Origin of the sequence: Quadrisphaera setariae (assembly GCF_008041935.1) — a bacterium.
GTDB lineage: Bacteria > Actinomycetota > Actinomycetes > Actinomycetales > Quadrisphaeraceae > Quadrisphaera > Quadrisphaera setariae.
On the sequence record NZ_VKAC01000017.1, the window covers coordinates 55,861 to 77,179 of the forward strand.

General features: G+C 75.2%; 17 protein-coding genes. 8 read left to right on the plus strand and 9 right to left on the minus strand.

Annotated elements, in window-relative coordinates:
* Window positions 1-26: 26 nt before the first annotated feature.
* The 4 genes from FMM08_RS21270 to FMM08_RS21285 form a co-directional block, all read right to left on the minus strand.
* Window positions 27-923: a carbohydrate ABC transporter permease gene (locus FMM08_RS21270; protein ID WP_147928352.1), complete on the minus strand. Its 897-nt coding sequence runs from the start codon at window positions 921-923 to the stop codon at window positions 27-29.
* Window positions 923-1,987: a carbohydrate ABC transporter permease gene (locus FMM08_RS21275; RefSeq protein WP_222711046.1), complete on the minus strand. Its 1,065-nt coding sequence runs from the start codon at window positions 1,985-1,987 to the stop codon at window positions 923-925. The genes FMM08_RS21270 and FMM08_RS21275 overlap by 1 nt, the downstream gene beginning before the upstream one ends.
* 3 nt (window positions 1,988-1,990) lie before the next feature.
* Window positions 1,991-3,283: a sugar ABC transporter substrate-binding protein gene (locus tag FMM08_RS21280; RefSeq protein ID WP_147928353.1), complete on the minus strand. Its 1,293-nt coding sequence runs from the start codon at window positions 3,281-3,283 to the stop codon at window positions 1,991-1,993.
* A 61-nt stretch (window positions 3,284-3,344) separates the two neighbouring features.
* Window positions 3,345-4,382, minus strand: a complete 1,038-nt coding sequence (locus FMM08_RS21285) for a LacI family DNA-binding transcriptional regulator (protein ID WP_147928354.1) — start codon at window positions 4,380-4,382, stop codon at window positions 3,345-3,347.
* Window positions 4,383-4,551: 169 nt separating this feature from the next.
* On the opposite strand from FMM08_RS21285, the gene FMM08_RS21290 reads away from it, so the two are divergent.
* The 4 genes from FMM08_RS21290 (at window position 4,552) to FMM08_RS24040 (ending at window position 10,413) form a co-directional block, all read left to right on the plus strand.
* Entirely contained in the window at window positions 4,552-6,732 is a 2,181-nt protein-coding gene (locus FMM08_RS21290) for an amylo-alpha-1,6-glucosidase (RefSeq protein ID WP_222711047.1), read from the plus strand.
* Between the two features lie 89 nt (window positions 6,733-6,821).
* On the plus strand, window positions 6,822-7,190 hold the full coding sequence (locus tag FMM08_RS21295; protein ID WP_147928355.1) for a hypothetical protein: 369 nt from the start codon (window positions 6,822-6,824) through the stop codon (window positions 7,188-7,190).
* 156 nt (window positions 7,191-7,346) lie between these two features.
* Window positions 7,347-9,320: a 1-deoxy-D-xylulose-5-phosphate synthase gene (dxs, locus tag FMM08_RS21300; protein WP_147928356.1), complete on the plus strand. Its 1,974-nt coding sequence runs from the start codon at window positions 7,347-7,349 to the stop codon at window positions 9,318-9,320.
* 19 nt (window positions 9,321-9,339) lie between these two features.
* Entirely contained in the window at window positions 9,340-10,413 is a 1,074-nt protein-coding gene (locus tag FMM08_RS24040; RefSeq protein WP_147928357.1) for a hypothetical protein, read from the plus strand.
* On the opposite strand, the gene FMM08_RS21310 is transcribed toward FMM08_RS24040, so the two are convergent.
* Window positions 10,370-11,302: a hypothetical protein gene (locus tag FMM08_RS21310; RefSeq protein WP_147928358.1), complete on the minus strand. Its 933-nt coding sequence runs from the start codon at window positions 11,300-11,302 to the stop codon at window positions 10,370-10,372. The two genes, FMM08_RS24040 and FMM08_RS21310, sit on opposite strands and share 44 nt — an antisense overlap.
* 200 nt (window positions 11,303-11,502) lie before the next feature.
* Here FMM08_RS21310 and FMM08_RS21315 point away from each other — a divergent pair, with 200 nt between their 5' ends.
* The 4 genes from FMM08_RS21315 to FMM08_RS21330 are packed head-to-tail and all read left to right on the plus strand — an operon-like array spanning window position 11,503 to window position 17,524.
* Entirely contained in the window at window positions 11,503-13,026 is a 1,524-nt protein-coding gene (locus tag FMM08_RS21315; RefSeq protein WP_147928359.1) for an amino acid permease, read from the plus strand.
* A complete protein-coding gene (locus FMM08_RS21320; protein ID WP_147928360.1) occupies window positions 13,023-14,450 on the plus strand; it encodes an amino acid permease in 1,428 nt (475 codons plus the stop codon). Before FMM08_RS21315 ends, FMM08_RS21320 begins: the two co-directional genes overlap by 4 nt.
* A gap of 4 nt (window positions 14,451-14,454) precedes the next feature.
* Complete coding sequence (locus FMM08_RS21325) at window positions 14,455-16,389, plus strand: ABC transporter ATP-binding protein (RefSeq protein WP_147928361.1); 1,935 nt, start codon at window positions 14,455-14,457, stop codon at window positions 16,387-16,389.
* Complete coding sequence (locus FMM08_RS21330; RefSeq protein ID WP_147928362.1) at window positions 16,382-17,524, plus strand: winged helix DNA-binding domain-containing protein; 1,143 nt, start codon at window positions 16,382-16,384, stop codon at window positions 17,522-17,524. The genes FMM08_RS21325 and FMM08_RS21330 overlap by 8 nt, the downstream gene beginning before the upstream one ends.
* 12 nt (window positions 17,525-17,536) lie before the next feature.
* On the opposite strand, the gene FMM08_RS21335 is transcribed toward FMM08_RS21330, so the two are convergent.
* Genes FMM08_RS21335 through FMM08_RS21350 form a run of 4 tightly spaced genes read right to left on the minus strand, consistent with a single transcriptional unit; the run spans window position 17,537 to window position 21,289 of the window.
* Window positions 17,537-18,964: a CoA transferase gene (locus FMM08_RS21335; protein ID WP_222711048.1), complete on the minus strand. Its 1,428-nt coding sequence runs from the start codon at window positions 18,962-18,964 to the stop codon at window positions 17,537-17,539.
* Between the two features lie 13 nt (window positions 18,965-18,977).
* On the minus strand, window positions 18,978-19,907 hold the full coding sequence (locus tag FMM08_RS21340; protein ID WP_222711049.1) for an ATP-grasp domain-containing protein: 930 nt from the start codon (window positions 19,905-19,907) through the stop codon (window positions 18,978-18,980).
* Between the two features lie 54 nt (window positions 19,908-19,961).
* A complete protein-coding gene (locus FMM08_RS21345) occupies window positions 19,962-20,849 on the minus strand; it encodes a PhzF family phenazine biosynthesis protein (RefSeq protein WP_147928364.1) in 888 nt (295 codons plus the stop codon).
* Window positions 20,850-20,866: 17 nt separating this feature from the next.
* Entirely contained in the window at window positions 20,867-21,289 is a 423-nt protein-coding gene (locus FMM08_RS21350; RefSeq protein ID WP_147928365.1) for a nitroreductase/quinone reductase family protein, read from the minus strand.
* Between the last annotated feature and the right edge of the window lie 30 nt (window positions 21,290-21,319).

Genomic DNA, 21,319 nt, shown 5'->3' on the forward strand with positions numbered 1-21,319 from the left:
CGTCGCGCACCCGGTGAGGCTGGGGGCTACTCCTTCACTGCGCCCTCGGCGCTCGCCATGATGCGCTTCTGGAAGACGAAGAACAGCACGGCCACGGGGATGGTCATGAGCAGCGCCGCCGCCAGCTTCAGCGGGTACTGGTTCGACTGCCCCTGGCCGCCCGAGGCGAGCTGCGCGACCAGCTTGGTGAGGGTGATGAGGTCGGGGGAGTTGGTCGCCACGATGAAGTGGCTCAGCTCGTTCCACGACGCCTGGAAGCTGAGGATCGTGATGGTGATGACCGCCGGGCGCGCCATCGGCAGGACCACCGACCAGAAGGTGCGGAACGCGCCGGCGCCGTCGAGCTTGGCGGCCTCCTCCACGCTGCGGGGGATCGCGGTGAAGAAGTTCCGCATGATGAACACCCCGGCGGCGTCGGCCATGAGCGGGATGATCAGACCTGCGTAGGAGTTGTAGATCCCCAGCTGGTTCAGCACGAGGAACTTGGGGATGAGCAGCACCACGCCGGGCACCGCCATGACGGCGATGAACAGCGCCATCACCAGCGACGACCCGCGGAACTGCAGGCGTGCCAGCGCGTAGCCCGCCAGGCAGCTGAAGAAGACGCGTCCCGCGGTGACCGACAGCGCCACCACCACGCTGTTCGTGGCGGCCAGCCCGAACGGCAGGCCGGAGAAGAGCTGCTCGTAGGCGCTGAACGTCGGCGGCACGGGCACGAGGTCGAGGGGGGAGGCCGTGGCCTCGGCGTCGGTCTTGAGGCTGTTGGCCAGCTGCACGAAGAACGGCAGCACGTAGACCAGCGCGAGCACCGCGAGCACGGTGTACGACGTCGCCGTCGTCCACCGGAACCGCTTGCCCGAACGGGGCGCCGGCTGCGCAGCGGGTGCGGGTGCCGCCGAGCGCTCGGCCGTCGTCGTCCCCATCACCGCTCCTTCAGCACGGCGCGCTGCACCAGCGACAGCACGACGATGATCGCGAAGAGGATGAACGCGATGGCCGCGCCCTGCCCCCACTGCTGGTTCACGAAGGACGACGTGTAGCTCAGGTAGGCCGGCGTGATGGTCGTCTTGGCCGGGCCGCCCTGCGTGCCGGTGTAGATCTGGTCGAAGACCTGCCACGTGCCGACCAGGCCCAGCGTGAGGACCGTGAAGAGCGTGGGACGCAGCATCGGCACCGTCACGTGGACGAACCGCTGCCAGGCGTTGGCGCCGTCCATGGTCGCCGCCTCGGACACCTCGCCGGCGATGTTCTGCAGCGCGGCGAGGAACAGCAGCATGAACGTCCCCGACGTCGTGAAGATCGCCAGGATGATCAGCGCCGTCATCGCCACGCTGGGCCCGGCGAGCCAGTCCCACCAGGAGACGCCGAGCAGGCCGTGGTCGGCCAGGACCGCCGGCGCGGAGTCGATCCCGACCGCGCCGAACAGCAGGTGCAGCACGCCGTCGGGGTCGGCGAACCAGTTCGGGCCGTTGATCCCGAGCCACGCGAGCACCTGGTTGACCGCGCCGGAGGCCCCGAAGAGGAAGAGGAAGACCACGGTGATGGCCACCGAGCTGGTCACCGACGGGAAGTAGAACGCGGTGCGGAAGAACCCGCGGCCGCGCAGCAGCCGGTTGTTGACGGCCGTCGCCAGCAGCAGCGCCACGACGGTCTGCGTCGGGACGACGAGCAGCACGTACCAGAGGTTGTTCCGCAGGGCCGTGCCGAGGTCCTGCGTGGGCAGACCGCCACCGGCGAGCAGGTCGGTGTAGTTCTGCAGGCCGACGACGGGGACGCCGGCCGCGAACGGGCTGCCGCGCCCGCGCCAGTCGGTGATGGACACCCACAGCGCCATGAGCACGGGCAGGGCGATGAACAGGAGCACGAGCGCCAGCGCGGGGGCCGTGAACAGCCAGCCCGCCCCGGCCTCGCGGCGGCGCGCCTGGTGGGAGCGCCGCCGCGGGGTCACGGGTGTGGTGGCCGCGCTCGGGGTGGTGAGAGCGGCCACGGGTCAGCTCCCCGAGCTCTTCAGGGCGGTCTCGAGGTTGGTCTGGGTGCGCTGCAGGATCGCCTGCGGGTCACCGTTCGCGAGGCCCTCGAGCTGGGAGTTCAGGTCGGTGATGACGTCGGAGACGCCCTCCTGGTTGGGCACCGCGGTGGCGTAGGACGCTCCGGCGAGGAAGGCCGCCTGCGCGGGGAACTCCTGCTGGAACGGCTGCGCCGCGCTCTGCAGCGACGGCATGACGCCGAACGCCTTGGCGAAGGAGAGCTGCTGGTCGGAGGAGGTCAGGTCCTCGACGAGCTTGACCGCGGCCTCCTTGTTCTTGCTGTCCGCGGCGACGCCCCAGCAGTTGGTGAACGTCAGCGTGCCCTTGCCGGCCGGGCCGGCGGGCAGCTCGACCACCTCGTACTCCACGTCCGGGTAGTCGCTGGCCATCGACCCGACCAGCCAGTTGCCCTCGATGGTCATGGCGGCCTTGCCGGTGCCGAACGCCTCCCCGCCCCAGCCCGCGCCGAGGTCCGCGGCGAACTTGTACGACCCGTCCGCCATGAGCGACTGGACGTACTTCAGCGCCTCGACGTTCTGGGCGCTGTCGGCGGTGGCCTTGCCGTCCTCCACCAGGCCGCCACCGGCCTCGGCCATGAAGGCGCCGAGGCGGGAGTACTCCGCCGAGGTCGACAGCCCGACGACGCCGTTCCCGGTGAGCTTCTGCGCGACGGTCTTCAGCTGGTCCCACGTGGTGGGGATGTCGGCGTCGGTCAGGCCGGCCTTCGTCCACAGGTCGGTGTTGATGACCAGCGCGAGGGTGGAGAAGTCCTTCGGGGCGCAGTACAGCTTCCCGTCGCGGGTGAAGGCCTGCTTGAGCACCGGGTAGAAGTCGTCGGCGTTGCTCAGCTGGTCCCCGTACGCCTCCAGCGCGCCGCTGGCGGCGTAGGAGTTGAACAGGTCGGAGGAGACGTAGAAGACGTCCGGCGGGGTCTTCGCGGCGAATCCCTGGCTGAGCTCCTGCGCGAGGTCGGAGGCGGCGCTGACGCGGGCCGGCGTGCCCGACTCCTTGCTCCAGGCGGCCACGGCGTCGGTGACGGCGGTGGTCTCGGCCTGGCCGGAGGAGCCGATGAGCACCTGCAGCTGGCCGCCACCGCTCGCGCCGTCGGAGGAGCCCTGCGAGCCGGTGTCGCTGAAGCCGCTGCCGCCGCAGGCGGACAGCACCAGGACGCCGGCGGCCAGGACCGCGCAGGTCGCGAGGGACCGGCGGGCGCGGCGCCCGGAGCGCGGGCGGCGGGTGGAGGTGCTCTCGGACATGGGGGTCTCCTTCGTCGTCGTCTTCGGCGTGTCAGGGGGCGGTGCGGGTCGCAGGTGCCGGTCAGGGGCCGTGCCGGACCACCAGCCGGGGTGCCAGCAGGTGCTGCTGCGGGGGAGGGGGACCGTCCGGCCCCGCCTCCACCTGGGCGAGGAGCAGGTCGACGGCGAGGGTCGCGGCCTCACCGACCGGCTGCGCCACGCTGGAGACGCCGATCGCGGCAGCGACCGGGGTGTCGTCGAAGCCGACCACCTCCAGCGGCCGGCCCAGCCGTGACGCCGCGCCGCGGGCGCCCAGGGCGAGGGTGTCGCTCGCGCACACCACGGCGCTGGGGCCCGTGCCGGCGCCGGTGAGGACGGCGCTGACGGCCTCGAAGGCGGCACCGGTGGAGTCGGGCACCTGCAGCTCCACGGTCGCGGCGGGGGAGACCCCCGCGTCGGCCAGCGCCCGCGCCCAGCCGCGCCGGCGGTCCTCGCCGGTGCCCGAGCCGTCCGGCCACCCGAGGTAGGCGGGCGCGGCGTGCCCGGTGGCGAGGAGGTGCTCGGTGGCGGCCCGGGTGCCGGCGGCGCCGTCGACGTCCACCCAGCAGTGGTCGGTGCGCACCGGCTCGCCCGAGCCGGGCGTGGGCCAGGGGCGGCCGAAGGTGGCGAACGGGACGCCGCGCTCCAGCAGCCAGGCGGTGCGGGCGTCGCCGTGGTGGGTGCTGGTGAGCACGAACCCGTCGATCTGGCCCGTGGAGAGCAGCTCGTCGTATCGGGAGACCTCGCCGGCGTCGTCGTCCGCGGTGAACAGCACCACCCGGTACCCGCGGCCCTGCGCCTCGTCGACGAGGGAGTGCAGGAACCTGTCGAGCACCGAGCCGCTGATGCCGCCGTCCCAGTGCATGAGGCGCAGCCCGAGCGTGCGGGCGCGGTTGGTCCGCAGCTGCCGCGCCGCCAGCGACGGCCGGTAGCCGAGCTCGGTCACCGCTGCCAGGACGCGCTCGAGGGTCTCGGGAGCCACCTTGTCGGGCGCGTGGAGGGCGTTGCTCACCGTCTGCCGGGAGACGCCCGCGGCGCGGGCGACGCTGACCAGGGTGGCGCGGTCGTCCGTGCTGGCCACAGGCCACCTCCTCTCGCCGTCAGCGGCTGCGGAGCGCCGCCCGCTGCGGGTCGCCGGGCTCCGTCGCCGTTCCGTTTGATCGTTCAAACCGGTCGTGAGTACTGTCGTGTCGACCTCCGGGGATGTCAACTCCACGATCCCCCTCCCGCCGACGCGAAGGAGTCCGACGGTGAGCTCCGGCCACTCCCACCTGCTCGAGGCGCAGCCCGCGCCGGCCCCCTCCGCACCGGGTGGGCGGATGCTCCAGCCCTGGCTGCACGACCTCGTCGCCGCCCTGGCGCCGCCCGTGCAGCTGTGGTGCGGACCGGGCGGTCCCGTGGGCTCCCTGACCTCCGCGGTACCGGTCCCGTCGGCCTCCGCGCAGGGGGCGCAGGGCCTGTGGTGCGGTGACGTGCGGGTGCTCTGCGCGCTGGTGGCCACGGTCGGCGGCTCCGCTCCGACCCCCGTGCTCGCCGCGCCCGACGGCGCAGACGGCCAGCTCGTGGTGTCCGTGGCCCGCGGTCTCGGCGACGACGCCCCGGACCCCACCGTGCGCCTGGAGCAGCACCGCCGCGTCAGCCCCGACGGGCTCGTGGAGGACCTGGTGCTCGTCAGCTCCGCGCGCACGCCCGTGAGCACCGAGGTGACCGTGCACCTGGCCGCCGACCTCGTGGCCATGGACGTGGTCAAGGGCGGACGCAGCGCGCCCGCCGTGGCACCCCGGCAGGACGACGACGGCGGGGTCGGCTGGCAGCGCGACGGCGTGAGCGCGCAGGTGGTGGCCCCCGGCGCCGCCGTCGTCGTCCGCGGAGCGGTCGCCGAGCTCACCTGGCGCGTGGACCTGGCGCCGGGCCAGCGGTGGAGCGCCTCCTGGCGGCTCGACGCACGCGACGCGGGGGCCGTCGTGGCCGGGGCCCCCCGCGCCGGCTGGGCCGACCAGCTGGGCGTCGCCAGCGGCGACCAGCGCCTGGCGCGGTGGGTCGCGCGGTCGCTGGAGGACCTCGAGGCGCTGCGGATGCGCACCACGGGTGGCGACGCGGGGCCGATGGGTGACGACGTCTTCATGGCCGCCGGCGCGCCCTGGTACTTCACGCTCTTCGGGCGCGACTCGCTGTGGTCGGCGCGGATGCTGCTGCCGCTGGGCACCGACCTGGCCGCGTCCACGCTGCGCGTGCTCGCCGCGCGCCAGGGGACGGAGGACGACCCGGCCACCGGCGAGGAGCCGGGCAAGGTCCTCCACGAGTTGCGCCGCGCCGCCAGCGAGGCCGAGCAGGCCGGCGGCACCGCCTTCCTGCCGCCGGTCTACTACGGCACCGTCGACGCGACGTCGCTGTGGGTGTGCCTGCTGCACGACGCGTGGCGCTGGGGCCTGCCCGCCGCTGACGTCGAGCCGCTGCTGCCGCACCTGGAGGCGGCGCTGGAGTGGATGGCCACCGCGGCCGAGCGCGGCGGCGGCTTCCTGCGCTACGCCGGAGCGGGGTCGGGCACGGGGCTGGCCAACCAGGGCTGGAAGGACTCCGGCGACGCCGTCCAGTGGTCCGACGGGCGCCTGGCCGCCGGACCGATCGCGCTGTGCGAGGTGCAGGGCTACGCCCACGAGGCGGCGGTCGGCGCCGCGGCCCTCCTCGACGCGTTCGGGCGCGCCGGCGGACAGCGGTGGCGGGCGTGGGCCGCCGAGCTCGCGGTGCGCTTCCGCGAGCGGTTCTGGGTGGAGGGCGAGCTGGGGCGCCACGTGGCGATCGCGCTCGACGCCTCCGGGGCGCCGGTGGACTCGGTCACCTCCAACCCGGGCCACCTCCTGGGGACCGGTCTGCTCACGCCGGCGGAGTCCGCGCTGGTGGCGCGCCGCCTCGTGCAGCCCGACCTGGCCGAGGGCCGGGGGCTGCGCACGATGAGCTCGCTCATGGCCGGGTACTCCCCGCTGAGCTACCACGGCGGGTCGGTGTGGACCCACGACACCGCCATCGCCATCACCGGCGCCGCCCGCGACGGGCACGCCGAGGCCGTGGCGGTGCTGTCCGCCGGGCTGCTCGACGCCGCGGAGGCGTTCGGCTACCGGGTGCCCGAGCTGCACGGCGGGGAGGCCCGCTCTGGGCCCGGCGGTGTGCCGGCACCGGTGCCCTACCCGGCGTCGTGCCGCCCGCAGGCCTGGTCGGCGGCCTCAGCGGTGGCGGTGCTCACCGCGCTGCTGGGCGTCCGCCCCGACGTGCCCGGCGGGCGGCTGTCCGTGGCGCCGGTGCCCGGGGCGCCGTTCGGGGCGCTGCGGGCGTGCGGCCTGCAGGTGGCCGGCTCACCGCTGCGCGTGGCCGTGGAGGACGGGTCGGTGAGCGTCTCGGGCGAGGGGGCCGAGGGCCTGACCGTCACGGCCTGACCCGCGCCTCCCGCGTGACCACGGCGGGGAGGGGCGGGGAGGGGCGGGGTGTCGGCGGCGGGTGCTGGACTGCGCCGCGTGATGCACCCGTGAGCGCGCACGTGCCCCCCGGCTGGCCCCGAGAGGTCCACCCGCCCGACACCGACGGCTTCACCCGCACCGCCAGCGCCTGGCTGCTGGACCTGTGCCCGCCCGACTACCGCGGGCACGACGTGCTGGTGCGCCACCCGCTGGTGCTCGCCGTGCTCGCCGGCCACCACGTCGCCGCCCAGGCGCAGGGCCAGCGGCGGGCCGTGGCCACGCTGCGCACGGACCTCGCCGGCGCCGTGGGCGTGGACGTGGTGGAGCGCGCCCTGGACGCGCTCGACTCCGAGCAGGCGCGCCTGGCGGCGGCCTCGCGGGGCGTGGCGCTGGTGGCCGAGGCCCTGCGCGGCGTGAGGCGGCCACCCCGGCTGTGACGGGCGCGTGACGTCGGGCACACCAGCGCTGAAGGTGTGCAGGTGGTGTGCAGGTGCCGGCTCGCCCGACGGGTGCGATCAGCCCCGCTGCCTAGACTCGGCTCTCGCACCGCCCCGCACCCCGCGAGGCGGCGCACCACGAGGGGAGGGCAGCCGGTGGGCCTGCTGCCGCAGATCACGAGTCCGCGCGACCTTCGCCGCCTCAGCGTCGCCGAGGTGCGCGAGCTGGCCGAGGAGCTGCGCACCTTCCTCGTGCGCGAGGTCAGCCGCACCGGCGGGCACCTGGGGCCCAACCTCGGGGTGGTGGAGCTGACCCTCGCCATCCACCGCACGTTCGACTCCCCGCGCGACACCGTCGTCTTCGACACCGGCCACCAGGCCTACGTGCACAAGCTCCTGACCGGCCGGCAGGACTTCTCCGGCCTGCGCAAGCGCGGCGGCCTGGCGGGCTACCCCAGCCGCGAGGAGTCCGTGCACGACGTCGTGGAGAACTCCCACGCCTCCACCTCGCTGAGCTGGGCGCACGGCATCGCTCAGGGCTTCGCGCTGCAGGGGCAGGCCGACCGGCACGTCGTCGCCGTCATCGGAGACGGCGCGCTCACCGGCGGCATGGCCTGGGAGGCGCTGAACAACATCGCCGCCGACGTCGACCGGCGCCTCGTCGTCGTCGTCAACGACAACGGCCGCTCCTACGCGCCGACCATCGGCGGCATGGCCCACCACCTCGCCACGCTGCGCACCACGCGCGGCTACGAGCGCTTCCTCGAGTGGGGCAAGGCCACCCTCGCCCGCGGCGGCGCGCCGGGCCGGATGGCCTACGACACCCTCCACGGGATGAAGAAGGGCCTCAAGGACTTCGTGGCCCCCCAGGGCCTCTTCGAGGACCTCGGCATGAAGTACATCGGCCCGGTGGACGGGCACGACGTCGAGGCGCTCGAGCACGCGCTCGGCCGGGCGAAGGCGTTCAGCGGGCCGGTGATCGTCCACGCGATGACCCGCAAGGGCAACGGCTTCTCCGCCGCCGAGACCGACGAGGCCGACAGGTTCCACGCCGTCGGCGTCATCGACCCCGACACCGGCCAGTCCCTGGCCCCCTCCGGCGGCGCGCCGACGTGGACCAAGGTCTTCGCCGAGGAGATGGTCGAGGTCGGCCGCCGCCGTCCCGACGTCGTCGGCATCACCGCCGCGATGCTCATCCCGGTGGGCCTGCACCGCTTCGCCGCCGAGCACCCCGACCGCGTCATCGACGTGGGGATCGCCGAGCAGCACGCCACGACGGCCGCCGCCGGCCTGGCGTTCACCGGCCTGCACCCCGTGGTGGCCGTCTACTCGACGTTCCTCAACCGCGCCTTCGACCAGGTGCTGCTCGACGTCGCCCTCCACCGCGCGGGCGTGACCTTCGTGCTCGACAGGGCCGGCATCACCGGCGACGACGGCCCCAGCCACCACGGCATCTGGGACATGAGCCTGCTCGCCCCCGTGCCCGGCCTGCGCCTGGCCGCTCCGCGCGACGCGGCGACGCTGCGCGAGGAGCTCGCCGAGGCCCTCGACGTCGACGACGCCCCCACCGTCCTGCGCTTCTCCAAGGGCGCCGCCCCCGAGTCCGTCCCGGCCCTGGAGCGCCTCGGCGGCGCCGGAGGCGTCGACGTGCTCGCCCGCACCGGAACCCCCGGTGAGCGGGCGGAGCAGGGCCAGCGCGACGTGCTCGTGGTGGCGGTCGGCGCGTTCGCGCCGCTGGCCCTCGAGGTGGCCGACAGGCTCGCCGCCCACGGCATCAGCGCCACCGTCGTCGACCCCCGCTGGGTGCTCCCGGTGTCGCCGCTCGTCGTCGACCTCGCCCGGGACCACCGGCTCGTGCTCACCGTCGAGGACGGCGTGCGGACCGGGGGTGTGGGCTCGGCCACCGCGCAGGCGCTCGCGGACGCCGGCCTCGACGTCCCCACCAGTGCCGTGGGTGTGCCCGTGCGGTTCTGGGAGCACGGCAGCCGCGCCCAGGTGCTCGCCGCCGCAGGGCTGACCGCCCAGGACATCGCGCGGGGCGTCGCCGAGCGCATCGCCGGCCTGTCCGACGGCCCCGGAGCCGGAGCCGGTGCTGTCGGCCCCGGCGCGCCGGTGGCCGAGCGGGGCTGAGCCGCGCCACCCTGCTCCCGTGGGGGAGCAGGACGACGACGTCGAGCCGCGGCTGGTGACGCGCGCGCAGGTGCAGCGCGCGGCGGAGAGCGCCGGGGTGCCCGAGGCGGCCGGCGCCCTGTGGGAGGCCCTGGTCGCAGCGCCGCCGGCACCCGCACCGGGGCGCCGCACGACGGGCGCCGAGGTGGCGGTCTACACCGGCGGCGTCATCGCCCTGCTGGCCATGTCGGTGTTCGCCGGCTCCGGGTGGGCGCAGTACGGGCCGCGGACCGGGCTGGTGGTCGTCAGCTCCTACCTCCTGGTGTTCGTCGTGGTGGCGGAGCTGCTGCGCCGCCGCGCCCGTCGCACGGGCGGGGGCGCGGCAGCCGCTGGCGTGGTCGCCGCCGTCGCCGTGTGCACGGTGCCGCTGGTGGTCTACGCCGCCCACGCCGCCACGGGTGCCCTGCGGCTGCCGCCCTACGCCGACTACGACGCCTTCGACGACTGGGGCGGTTCGGCGTGGATGGCCATGGAGGTCTCCGCCGTGCTGGCGGCGGTGGCCGCGTGGCGGCGCCACCGCACGAGCTTCCTGCTGGCGCCCCTGGTGGCGGCGCTCGGCTCGCTCGTGCTGGACCTCGGTGACGCCGTCTCCAGCAGCTCCGGCGGTGACGCGGGCCGACAGGTGGCGGCGTGGCTGCTGGCGGTGGGCCTGGCCGCGGCGGGGGTGGCGCTGGACCGGCGCGGGCTGCGCCGGGAGGCCTTCTGGCCCCACCTCGGCGCGCTGCTGTCCGCGGGCCTGGCGGTGCTGCTGCTCGAGGGTGGTGGCACGCCCACCGCGCTCGCCTACCTGGCGCTCGGTGCGGTGTCCATCGCCGCAGGTGTGGCGCTGGACCGCCGCGTGCACCTGGCGCTCGGTGGGCTCTACCTCGTGGGGGCGCTGTCGTACTTCGCGTTCGACGTCTTCGGCGACACCGTGCTGTTCGCCCCCGCCCTCGCGGTGATCGGCCTGCTGGTGCTCCTCGGAGGGGTGCTCCTGGCCCGTCGACGCCGCGGTGGGGGCTCCGCGGCCCTCAGCGCACCCAGCGAGGAGCCAGGGCCACCTCGTCCCGGGTGACCAGCGCCGGCCGGGACAGCCCGCGGCGGTCGGGCTCGGTGGCGGTCCAGGCGGCGGTGACGAAGTCGGCGTCGACGTGGGCCAGGTCCGTCCAGCCGCGCATCCTCGAGGGGACCGCGACCACCCGCAGGCCCGTGCCGTCCGCCTCGGCCAGCCACCGCCGCAGCGGCGCCGACGCGAGCAGCGTGAGGGCGTCGCAGCCGTCGGTGGGCTCCACCACGGTCACGGCCTGGGCGGGGGCGCGGTCCGGGTGCTCGCGCGTCTCGTGCTCGACCACCCGCGCGCGCAGCTCCCGCTCCACGTGCTGGGCGGCGGCGCGTCCCGCGCCCTCCAGGTGGGCTGCCGCGGCGCACCAGGCGGCGTCGGCGTCCAGGGGCTGCCGGCCGGCGGCCACGGACTCGGCGTCGAGCCGTGCCAGCAGGTCCGGCCACAGCGGCACCGGGTCGGCCTCGCCGGGGACGGCGCCGACCAGACCGAGACCCACGTCCAGCGCGCCTCCGCCGACGGACGTGCGCACCCACGCGGGCCCGGGGTGCAGGGCACCACCGCGCGGCAGCGCCAGGGGCCGCAGGCAGCCGTGCAGCGCCTCGTGGGTGACCGCGGCGTGGGCCCGCAGCCAGCTGCGCAGGCGGGGCCGGGTGTCGGGGTGGTCGCCGGGCCGGTCCCCGAGGACCTCCTCGACCGCTGCCGCCGGCAGGTGGCGGGCGCCGCGTGGGCCCGCCACCACCAGTCCGTCGGACGCGGGCACCAGGTCGACGTCGTCCAGCACGCACACCTCGAGCAGCACCTGGCGCACGCGCAGCCGCTGCGACGCGTCGCCGGCGCCGGGCGCCACCGTCGACGGCGCGGCGTCCGCGGACGGGGCGGAGCGGGAGGGGTCGTGGAGCACCTGCCGAACGTAGCCACCAGCGCCGACAGCGCCCTGTCGGAGGTGCGCCACCCGGGTCCGGCCGGGGGAGCGGTGCGGGCCGACCAGGCGCCGTCGTGACGCAGCGCAGCAGCCCGGTACCCGGTCTCGCCGCGCTCCCGCTGGGAGCTCGCCGCCTCCCGGCTGGCAGTCGGGTCCCGACAGGACGAGGATGCGCCGGCGTGAGTCTGTGGCGCACCAAGTCCGTCGAGGCGTCGATCGCCGACACCGAGGAACCCGAGCACTCCCTCAAGAAGGGCCTCGGTGCCCTCGACCTCGTGGTCTTCGGGGTGGGCGTCAGCGTGGGGGCCGGCATCTTCGTGCTCACGGGCACGGCGGCCGCCACGAACGCCGGACCGGCGGTGGCGCTGTCCTTCGTCATCGCTGCGGTCGCGTGCGCGCTCGCCGCGGTCTGCTACGCCGAGTTCGCCAGCACCGTCCCCGTGGCGGGCAGCGCGTACACCTTCTCCTTCGCCACCCTCGGCGAGCTGGTGGCGTGGACCATCGGGTGGGACCTCGTGCTCGAGTTCGTGGTCGGTGCGGCCGCGGTGTCGACGTCCTTCTCCGCCTACCTCCAGGTCGTGCTCGGGCAGGTCGGGATCACCCTGCCGGCGGCGGTCTCCGGTGTCGAGGACGGGGTGGTCAACCTGCCCGCAGCCCTGCTGGTGCTCGCCCTCACCGCCGTCATCGCCACCGGCATCAAGCTCTCCAGCCGGCTCAACCAGGTGCTCACCGCCATCAAGGTGGGCGTGGTGCTGCTCGTCATCGTCGTCGGCGCCTTCTACGTCTCCACCGCCAACTGGTCGCCCTTCGTCCCGCCGTCGCAGGGCTCGGGCGGGTCGGGCGGCGGTGAGGAGAGCGCCCTCACCACGCCGCTCGTGCAGACGCTGTTCGGCCTGGAGCCCTCGGTCTTCGGCGTGGGCGGCGTGGTCGCCGCGGCCGCGCTGGTCTTCTTCGCCTTCATCGGCTTCGACGTGGTGGCGACCACCGCCGAGGAGACCCGCCGGCCGCAGCGCGACGTGCCCATCGGCATCCTCGGGTCCCTGGCCGTCGTCACCGTGCTGTACGTCGCGGTGTCGCTCATCGTCACCGGGGTCCGGCCGTACACCGAGATCGACCCCGACGACGGCGCTCCGCTCGCCACCGCCTTCACCGCCATCGGGGTGGGCTGGATGGGCTCGGTCGTGGCCGTGGGCGCCTGCCTGGGCCTCATCGCCGTCACGATGATCCTCATCATCGGGCAGACCCGGGTCGCCTTCGCCATGGCCCGCGACGGCCTGCTGCCGCGCTCGCTGGCGCGCACCGACCCCCGCACGGGCACCCCGGTGCGCATCACGGTCATCACCGGCACCGTCATCGCGGTGCTGGCGGCGTTCGTCCCGCTGTCCGAGCTCAGCCTGCTGGTCAACATCGGCACCCTGTTCGCCTTCATCCTCGTCTCGGTGGGCGTGGTGGTGCTGCGGCGCACCCGGCCCGACCTGCAGCGCTCGTTCCGGGTGCCGGTGGTGGGCCTGGTCGCGTCGCTGTCCGTGCTCGCCTGCCTCTACCTGATGCTCAACCTCACGCTGGAGACGTGGCTGCGCTTCCTGGTCTGGATGGCGCTCGGCTACGTCGTGTACTTCGCCTACGCCCGCCGGCACAGCGTCCTGGCACGGCACCCCGAGCGGACCGGCACCAGCACCCACGACGAGAGGACGCGACGATGAGCACGCGCACCGACGACCAGACCGCGGGCGGCGGCCACGGGGGTGGCCACGGGGGCGGTCTCCAGAAGGGCCTGAGCCAGCGCCACCTCACGATGATCGCCATCGGCGGCGTCATCGGGGCCGGCCTGTTCGTGGGGTCGGGCGAGGTCATCCGCACCACCGGACCGGGGGCGTTCCTCACCTACGCCCTCACCGGCGTGCTGGTCATCCTCGTCATGCGGATGCTGGGGGAGATGGCCACGGCCAACCCCGGCACGGGCTCGTTCAGCGACTACGCCCGCTCGGCCCTGGGGAACTGGGCGGGCTTCTCCACCGCGTGGCTCTACTGGTACTTCTGGGTCATCGTCGTCGGCTTCGAGGCCGTGGCCGGCGCCCGGATCATCCAGCTGTACGTCGACGTCCCGCTGTGGCTCGTCTCGCTCGTGCTCATGGTGCTCATGACCGTGACCAACCTCGTCTCGGTGCGCTCCTTCGGGGAGTTCGAGTACTGGTTCGCCGGCATCAAGGTCGCGGCGATCGTGCTGTTCCTCCTGCTGGGCGGCCTGTTCGTGCTCGGGGTGTGGCCAGGGGCGTCGATGGACTTCTCCGGCCTCACCAACGGCGCGCAGGGCAGCACGGGCTTCTTCCCCAACGGGGTCGGGGCGGTCTTCAGCTCGATCGTCGTCGTCGTCTTCTCGATGGTCGGGGCGGAGATCGCGACGATCGCGGCCGCGGAGTCGAAGGACCCGGTCAAGGCCGTCGCCCGCGCCACCCGCAGCGTGGTGGTCCGCGTGGCGATCTTCTTCGTCGGCTCGATCTTCCTGCTCGTGTGCATCGTCCCGTGGGACTCCGAGGAGCTGCGGGCCTCGCCGTACGCCGCGGCCCTCGGCGCGATGGGCATCCCCTACGCGCCGCTGGTGATGAACCTCGTGGTGCTCACGGCCGTGCTGAGCTGCCTGAACTCCGGCCTCTACACGGCGTCGCGGATGCTCTTCGTGCTCGCTGACCGGCACGAGGCGCCGAAGGCGCTGGTGCGCCTCGGTCCCGGCGGCGTCCCGCGGGCGGCCATCCTCACCTCCACGGTGGTCGGGTTCCTGTGCGTCATCGCGGCCGCCATCGACCCCGAGGGCGTCTTCCTGTTCCTGCTGAACTCCTCGGGCGCCGTGATCCTCTTCGTCTACCTGCTGATCGCCGTGAGCCAGCTGGTGCTGCGCCGGCGCACCGACCCCGAGAAGCTCGTCGTGAAGATGTGGCTCTTCCCGGTGCTGACGGTCGTCGCGATCGTCGCGATCCTGGCCATCCTCGTGGCGATGGGCTTCAACGACGGCACGCGCACGCAGCTGTTCCTGAGCCTGGGCAGCTGGGCGGTGCTCCTCCTGCTGTTCGCCGTGACGGCGGGCCGGCGCCGCGCCGCCCGGGAGCGTCAGAGGTCAGCGGCATCATGACGGCGTGAGCATCGAGGGCACCGCCTGGGGCGTCCTGTACAAGACCGCCTACGGCCAGCAGGACCAGCGCCCGTTCTCCCGCGCCACCCTGCGCCGGGTGCTGGCCTTCGCCCGCCCGCACCGGGCGCGCATCGGCTGGTTCCTGCTCGTGGGGATCGTCGAGGCGGTGCTGACGGTGGCCACGCCGCTGCTCGCCGGCCGGGTGGTGCAGGCCATCACCGAGCGCGAGGCCTCGTCGGTGGTGGTGGGCCTGGCGGCGCTCATCGCGGTGATCGCCCTGCTCGAGGCGGGCGCGAGCATGCTCAGCCGCTGGCTCTCGTCCACCCTGGGGGAGTCGGTCATCCTCGACCTGCGCACCACCGTGTACGACCACGTGCAGCGCCAGCCGGTCGCCTTCTTCACCCGCACCCGCACGGGCGCGCTGGTCAGCCGGCTCAACTCCGACGTCCTCGGCGCCCAGCGCGCCTTCAGCGACACCCTCGTGGGCATCGTGTCCAACACGGTGACGCTGCTGCTCACCCTGGGCGTGATGCTGGCGCTGAGCTGGCCGATCACCGTGCTGGCGCTGGTCCTCCTGCCGCTGTTCCTCGTCCCCGCCCGCCGCGTCGGCCGCCGCCTGGCGGGGCTGCAGCGCGAGGCCGCCGGCCACAACGCCGCCATGACCGACCAGACCACCGAGCGGTTCTCCGCCGCGGGCGCCACCCTGGTCAAGCTCATGGGCGACCCGGCCCGGGAGTCCGCCGAGTACGCGGCGCGCGCTCAGCGCGTGCGCGACATCGGCGTGCGCACCGCCGTCGTCTCCTTCTCCTTCGTCACGGCCCTCGTGCTGGTCTCCGCCCTCGCCCTGGCGCTCGTCTACGGCCTGGGCGGCTTCCTCGCGCTGCGGGGCACCCTCGAGGCCGGCACCGTGGTGAGCCTCGCGCTGCTGCTCACCCGGCTCTACGCCCCGCTGACGGCGCTGGCCAGCGCACGGCTCGACATCATGCAGGCCCTCGTGAGCTTCGAGCGCGTCTTCGAGGTGCTCGACCTCGAGCCCCTGGTGCGCGAACGGCCCGACCCGGTGCCTCTGCCCGACGGGCCGCTGGCCGTGGAGCTCGACCGCGTCTGCTTCTCCTACCCCTCCGCCGAGCAGGTCTCGCTGGCCTCCCTGGAGGACGTCGCCGTGCTCGACCCGCGGGGTGGCACGCAGGTGCTCCACGGCGTCTCCTTCCGCGCCGAGCCCGGTCAGGTGGTCGCGCTCGTGGGTTCCTCCGGGGCCGGCAAGTCGACCACCGCCTCCCTGCTGCCGCGCCTGTACGACGTCGACACCGGCGCCGTCCGCCTCGGCGGGGTCGACGTGCGCGACCTGTCCTTCGCCGACCTGCGCTCCGCCGTCGGCGTGGTCACCCAGGACGGCCACCTCTTCCACGAGTCCCTGCGCTCCAACCTCCAGCTCGCCGCGCCCGGCGCCACCGACGAGCAGCTGTGGGACGCCCTCGACCGCGCCCGCCTGCGCGAGGTGGTCCTCGACCTGCCCGACGGCCTCGACACCGTGGTCGGCGAGCGCGGCTACCGCCTCTCCGGCGGGGAGCGCCAGCGCCTCACCATCGCCCGGCTGCTGCTCGCCTCGCCGCGCGTCGTGGTGCTCGACGAGGCGACCGCCCACCTCGACTCCACCTCCGAGGCCGCCGTGCAGGCCGCGCTGGGGGAGGCGCTCGCGGGCCGCACCGCGCTCGTCATCGCCCACCGGCTCTCCACGGTGCGCTCCGCCGACCTCATCCTCGTGGTGGAGCACGGGCGCATCGTCGAGCGCGGCACGCACACCGAGCTGCTCGCGCTGGGCGGGCGGTACGCGGAGCTGCACGCCACCCAGTTCGCCGCCGGAGCAGCCGAGGAGCCCCACCCGGCCGGCGAGGACGACGACGACGCGCGCCGCCGGCAGGAGCCCACCCGTGCCTGACGCCGTGCCCGCGCCCGTCGCGGACCTCACCGCCGAGGACGTCGCGCGGCTCCGCCTGGTCTCCCAGCGCCTCGTGCCGCACCCGGTGCTGGGACTGCCGCCGGACCCGGTGGCCGCCGTGGCGCACCTGCTGGCGGTGCAGGCGCAGGACCTGCCCGCTGCGCACGTCGCGGTCGCGAGCCGCACCGCGGCGCGCGGCGCGGCGGCCGTCCGCGCCGCGCTCGACGGTGGTGCGCTGGTGCGGACGTGGCCGATGCGGGGCACGCTGCACCTGCTCACCGCCGCCGACGCCGGGTGGATGACGCGCCTCCTCGGCCCGCGGGCCCTCAGGGCGGCGGCCAAGCGCTGGCTGGACGTCGGCCTCGACGACGCCGCCTTCGAGCGCGCCCGGGCGGTGGCGCGCGAGCGGCTGGCCGACGGCCCCGCCAGCCGCGACGAGCTGGGCTCCGCGTGGACGGAGGCCGGCTTCGAGCCCGGCACGTCCACCACGTACCGCCTCCTCAACGGTCTGGCCACGCGGGGCGAGCTGGTGCTGGGGCCAGTGCGCGGCGGAGACCAGCTCGTCGTGCGCGCCGACGCGTGGCTGCCCGCCGGGGCCCGCCGCGAGGACGAGCCCGACGAGGTGCTCCTCGCCGAGCTGGCCGCTCGCTACGTCGCGAGCCACGGCCCGGCTTCCGTGCCCGACCTCGTGCGCTGGACGTTCCTCACCACCGGGGTGGTGAGGCGCGCGGTCGCGGCCGCGCACGCCGCTGGACGCCTCGTGGCGGTGACCTGCGAGGGACGCACCCTGCTCGGTGGTCCTGACCTGGTCGACCTCGTCGCGGACCTCGACGCCGTGCGCGAGGCGACGCGGGGTGTGCTGCTCACGGCCGCGTTCGACGAGCTGGTGCTCGGCTACGCCGACCGCACCGCCACCCTGGCCGCCGAGCTGGAGGTGCTCGTGGTGCCCGGTGGCAACGGGATGTTCAAGCCCGTCGTCGTGGCGGACGGCCGGGCCGTCGGCACGTGGGCCCGCGCGGGGAGCAAGCGCGACCGCCTCGTGGTCACGCCGTTCGCGGAGCCGTTCCCCGCCGGCGTCGCCGCCGCCTGCCAGGAGGCCTTCTCAGCGCTGCCGCTGCCCCCACCCGGCCGCTGACCCCGTCCCTGATCACCGAGGGGTGGGGAGCCACGTGGGGGCCGAGGAGGTCAGCGCAGCCGACCACACCGGGGCGCCGAGCGGTCTGACGACCGTCACCGTGCCCTCGGGGGACGGCAGGTCCACGAGGTAGCGCTCCAGGTCCGAAGCCTTGAGACGCTCCCCGGCGCGCGCGGCTTCGGAGGAGACCTGCTGGCTGAGCAGCCACCTCGCCAGCCCGGCGAGCGACACGTGGGCGTGCCAGGTGCCGCCGGGGCCGGCCGGGCGGCGCAGGACGAGGCCGCGCATCACCGCCGCTGCGAGCAGGTGGCCGGCGGCGTGGTCGAGGGCCTGCACGGGCAGGGCGCCCGGGGACCCGTCGGCGGCGCCGGTCATCACGGCGACACCGCTGGCCGCCTGCACGATCGAGTCGAAGCCGCGCCGCTGCGCCCACGGTCCCTGGGTGCCCCAGGCCGACAGGGACGCCACCACGAGGTGCGGGTGGCGCTCGGCGAGCTCCTCCTCGCTGAGTCCCAGGCGGGCCAGGGCGCCGGGTCGGTACCCGTGCACGAGGGCGTCAGCGCCGGCGAGCAGCTCCTCCAGCCGCTCGCGCCCTGCGCCGGAGGCGATGTCGAGCTGCGCGAAGCGCTTGCCCGAGCCGGTCTCCAGCAGCTGGGCCCGGGGTTCGGGCAGGTGCGGCGGGTCCAGCCGGAGCACGTCGGCGCCCCACGCGGCCAGCGCGCGGGTCCCCGTCGGGCCGGCGATGACGCGCGTGAGGTCGAGCACGCGCGCTCCGCGCACACCCTGCGCCGGGTCACGTCCCGCCCGCTGGTCCAGCCGCGTGGCGGCTGCCGCGTCGTCGCTGCCGACGCGGCGCAGGTCCACCAGCGGCGCCCCGGCCAGCGCGGCACCCATGGGGGAGGCCGCCCACTCCTGGGGCGTGCGGACCGCAGCGACGACCCCGCCTCCCGCCACCACCTGCTCCTCCACGTCCAGCGCCAGGCGCTCGTGCAGCGCGGCGCGGACCGCGGCCGCCACGGCGCGCTCGTCGTCGCCGTCCGGCACGGCCAGCGCGTGCAGCAGCGCCGCGCGGTGGTGGGGGTAGTTGGCGTGCACGCGCACCCAGCCGTCGGCGGTGGGGAAGAACCGCGACAGCGGCGCGAAGCCCCCGGCCGCCGGCTGGCCGTCCAGGCGCAGGAGCGACTCGCTGGCGAAGTCGGCGGCCACGTGGCGGGCGTCCACCGCCAGCTGGCCGTCCGCCGGTGGCGCGGCGTCCACCTCCAGCGCAGCCCCGGCAGGTCCGACGGCGGCCAGCCGGTGCACGGTGGCCGACGCCACGGCCAGCGCCTCCACCGGCAGCGGGCTCACCAGACCCGTCGTCCCCCCGACGCGGACGGCTCGGAGGTCGGCGGGGTCTCCCCGCAGCTCCCTCCAGAGGACGTGCAGGAGACCACCGGACACCCCGCCATGGTGCTCAGGCTGCGGTGCCGCGGCCACCCGGGTCTGCCAGGCGCCGCACGACGGCGTCCGCGAGCCGCACGGCGGACCCCGGCGCGTGGTCGAGGAAGAGCGAGGGCTCCACCAGCTCCAGCTCCAGGACGCGCGGGGCGCCGTCGTCGTCGGGGAGCAGGTCGACCCGCGCGTAGAGCGCGGGCTCGGCACCGGCGGCGCGGGCGCGCCGGGCTGCCTCGGCCACCACCGCCCTGCCGACCTCCACCTCGGCGGCCGACGGCTCCCGAGGGGCCATGTCCTCGTGCGCGAACAGCCCCTCCACCAGCCCTCCGCCCGCGGGCAGCAGCGCGGCCTTGCGCATCGCGTGGCTGAGCTCCCCGTCGAGGAAGACCAGCGCCGTCTCCCCGACGTCGTCGACGGCGGTGAGGTAGGGCTGCACGAGCACGGAGCGGCCACCGGCGTGCACGGCAGCGACGTGCGCGCGGGACCGGGCCGCCTCGTGGGCCCCCAGTCGCAGCGTGTCGCGCGAGCCGGCTGAGACCGCCGGCTTCACCACGTGCTCGACGTCCAGGTACGGGTGGTCACCCTCGTCGCCGACCTCCACGAACGCGCTCGGCACCACGGGCAGGCCCGCCGCCTCGAGCTCGGCGAGGTAGTGCTTGTCGGTGGACCACTCCAGCAGCGGGAGCGGGTTGAGCAGCCGCGTCGCACCGGCCGCACGGGCCGCCCACGCGAGGAACTCCGCCCGGCGCGTCGCGTAGTCCCACGTGGACCGCACCACGGCGAGGTCGGGCGCGGACCAGTCGACGTCCTCGTCGTCCCACACGACCGGGCGAGCGTCCAGGCCGCGCTCGCGCAGCGCCGCCAGCAGGTGCTGGCCCTCCGGGTCGAGGTCGGGCACCTCCGAGCAGGTCACGAGGGCGACGGAGGGGGCGGTGGAGCGGGCGTTCACGGGGCAGATCATCCCCGAGCCGCCGCCGCGGACCTCACAGGGTCGTCAGGTCGCTCACAGGGCCACGGTGCCGCTGACCCCGACGACGGTCGCCCCGCCCACCCAGACGCGCTCGCCCTCCCTGGCCACGCGCACGCGTCCCCGCCGCGCGAGCGCCGTGCCCTGCGAGGCGGTGTAGGCGTCCGGCAGCCGCACGGAGGCCGCCCCGGAGGTCAGCCACTGGCCGACGCCCGCGTTGAGGCTGCCGGTCACGGGGTCCTCCCACCAGGTGCCGTCCTCGCGGACGAAGGCTCGCACCTCCACCGCCGCGCCGTCGGGGCCGGCGCCCTCGGGGTGCAGGCCCACCAGGCCGACGTCAGCGGGACCGCTGTCCGAGCCGGCGACAGGGACGGCGGCCAGCACGGCCGCGGCGTCGGCCAGCAGCAGCGCCACCCAGCCCGGGCCGTTGTCCACCCAGGCGGCGTCGAGCACGTCATCGGCGCGCACGCCCACCGAGGACGCGGCCGCCAGCAGGTCGGCGGGGTCCACCGGGCCGCTGCGCACCAGCGGAGGTGCCTCGAAGGCGAGCAGCTCCCCGCCGTCGTCGTCAGCGGGGGAGCGCCGGACGGTCACCAGCCCCGCTCCGCACTCCTGCACCACCACGCCCTCGCGCTGCGGGACGCCGCCGGCCTCCAGCCACGAGCGCGCGGAGCCGAGCGTGGGGTGGCCGGCGAACGGCAGCTCGCGTCCGGGCGTGAAGATGCGCACCCGGTAGTCGGCACCGGCAGCGGCCGCCTCCGGCGTGGGAGCGAGCAGGAAGGTGGTCTCTGACAGCTGGGTCCAGCGGGCGAAGGCGCGCAGGGCGTCGTCGTCGAGCCCTTCGGCGTCGTGGACGACGGCGACGGCGTTGCCGCGGGTGAGCTGGTCGGTGAAGACGTCGACCTGCGTGAAGCGCCTGCTCACGGGGTGGGCCGGCCGGGTCAGCGGGGCTCGAGCAGCAGCACGGGGATGACCCGCGGGGCGGCCTTGGCCTCGTAGTCGGCGAAGCCGGGGGAGCGGCGCTTCTGCTCCTCCCACACGGTGTCGCGCTCCTCGCCGTGCAGCTCGCGGGCGCGCACGGCGACCTCGGCGCCGCGGTGCTCGGCGCCGACCTCGGCGGTGGTGTCGGGGGAGGCCAGGAGGTTGGCGTACCACTCGGGGTGGGTGGGGGCGCCCGCCTTGGAGGCGAAGACCGCGAAGGCCTCACCCACCTGCTGGAACACCAGCGGCGCGACGTGCTCGGTGCCGGTGCGGCGGCCGCGGTGGTGCACGAGGATCATCGGCGCCCCCTCGAAGGGCGGGCCGACGCGACCCTCGTTCTCGCGGAACTCCCGGATGACGCGCGTGTTGAAGTCCTCGGCCACGGTGCCAGCATGCCCCACGCACCTCACCGG

Coding starts and splice junctions, on each gene's coding strand:
- FMM08_RS21280 (WP_147928353.1), bottom strand. CDS start 3,283: ATGTCCGAGAGCACCTCCACCCGCCGCCCGCGCTCCGGGCGCCGCGCC.
- FMM08_RS21270 (WP_147928352.1), bottom strand. CDS start 923: ATGGGGACGACGACGGCCGAGCGCTCGGCGGCACCCGCACCCGCTGCG.
- FMM08_RS21320 (WP_147928360.1), top strand. CDS start 13,023: ATGAGCACGCGCACCGACGACCAGACCGCGGGCGGCGGCCACGGGGGT.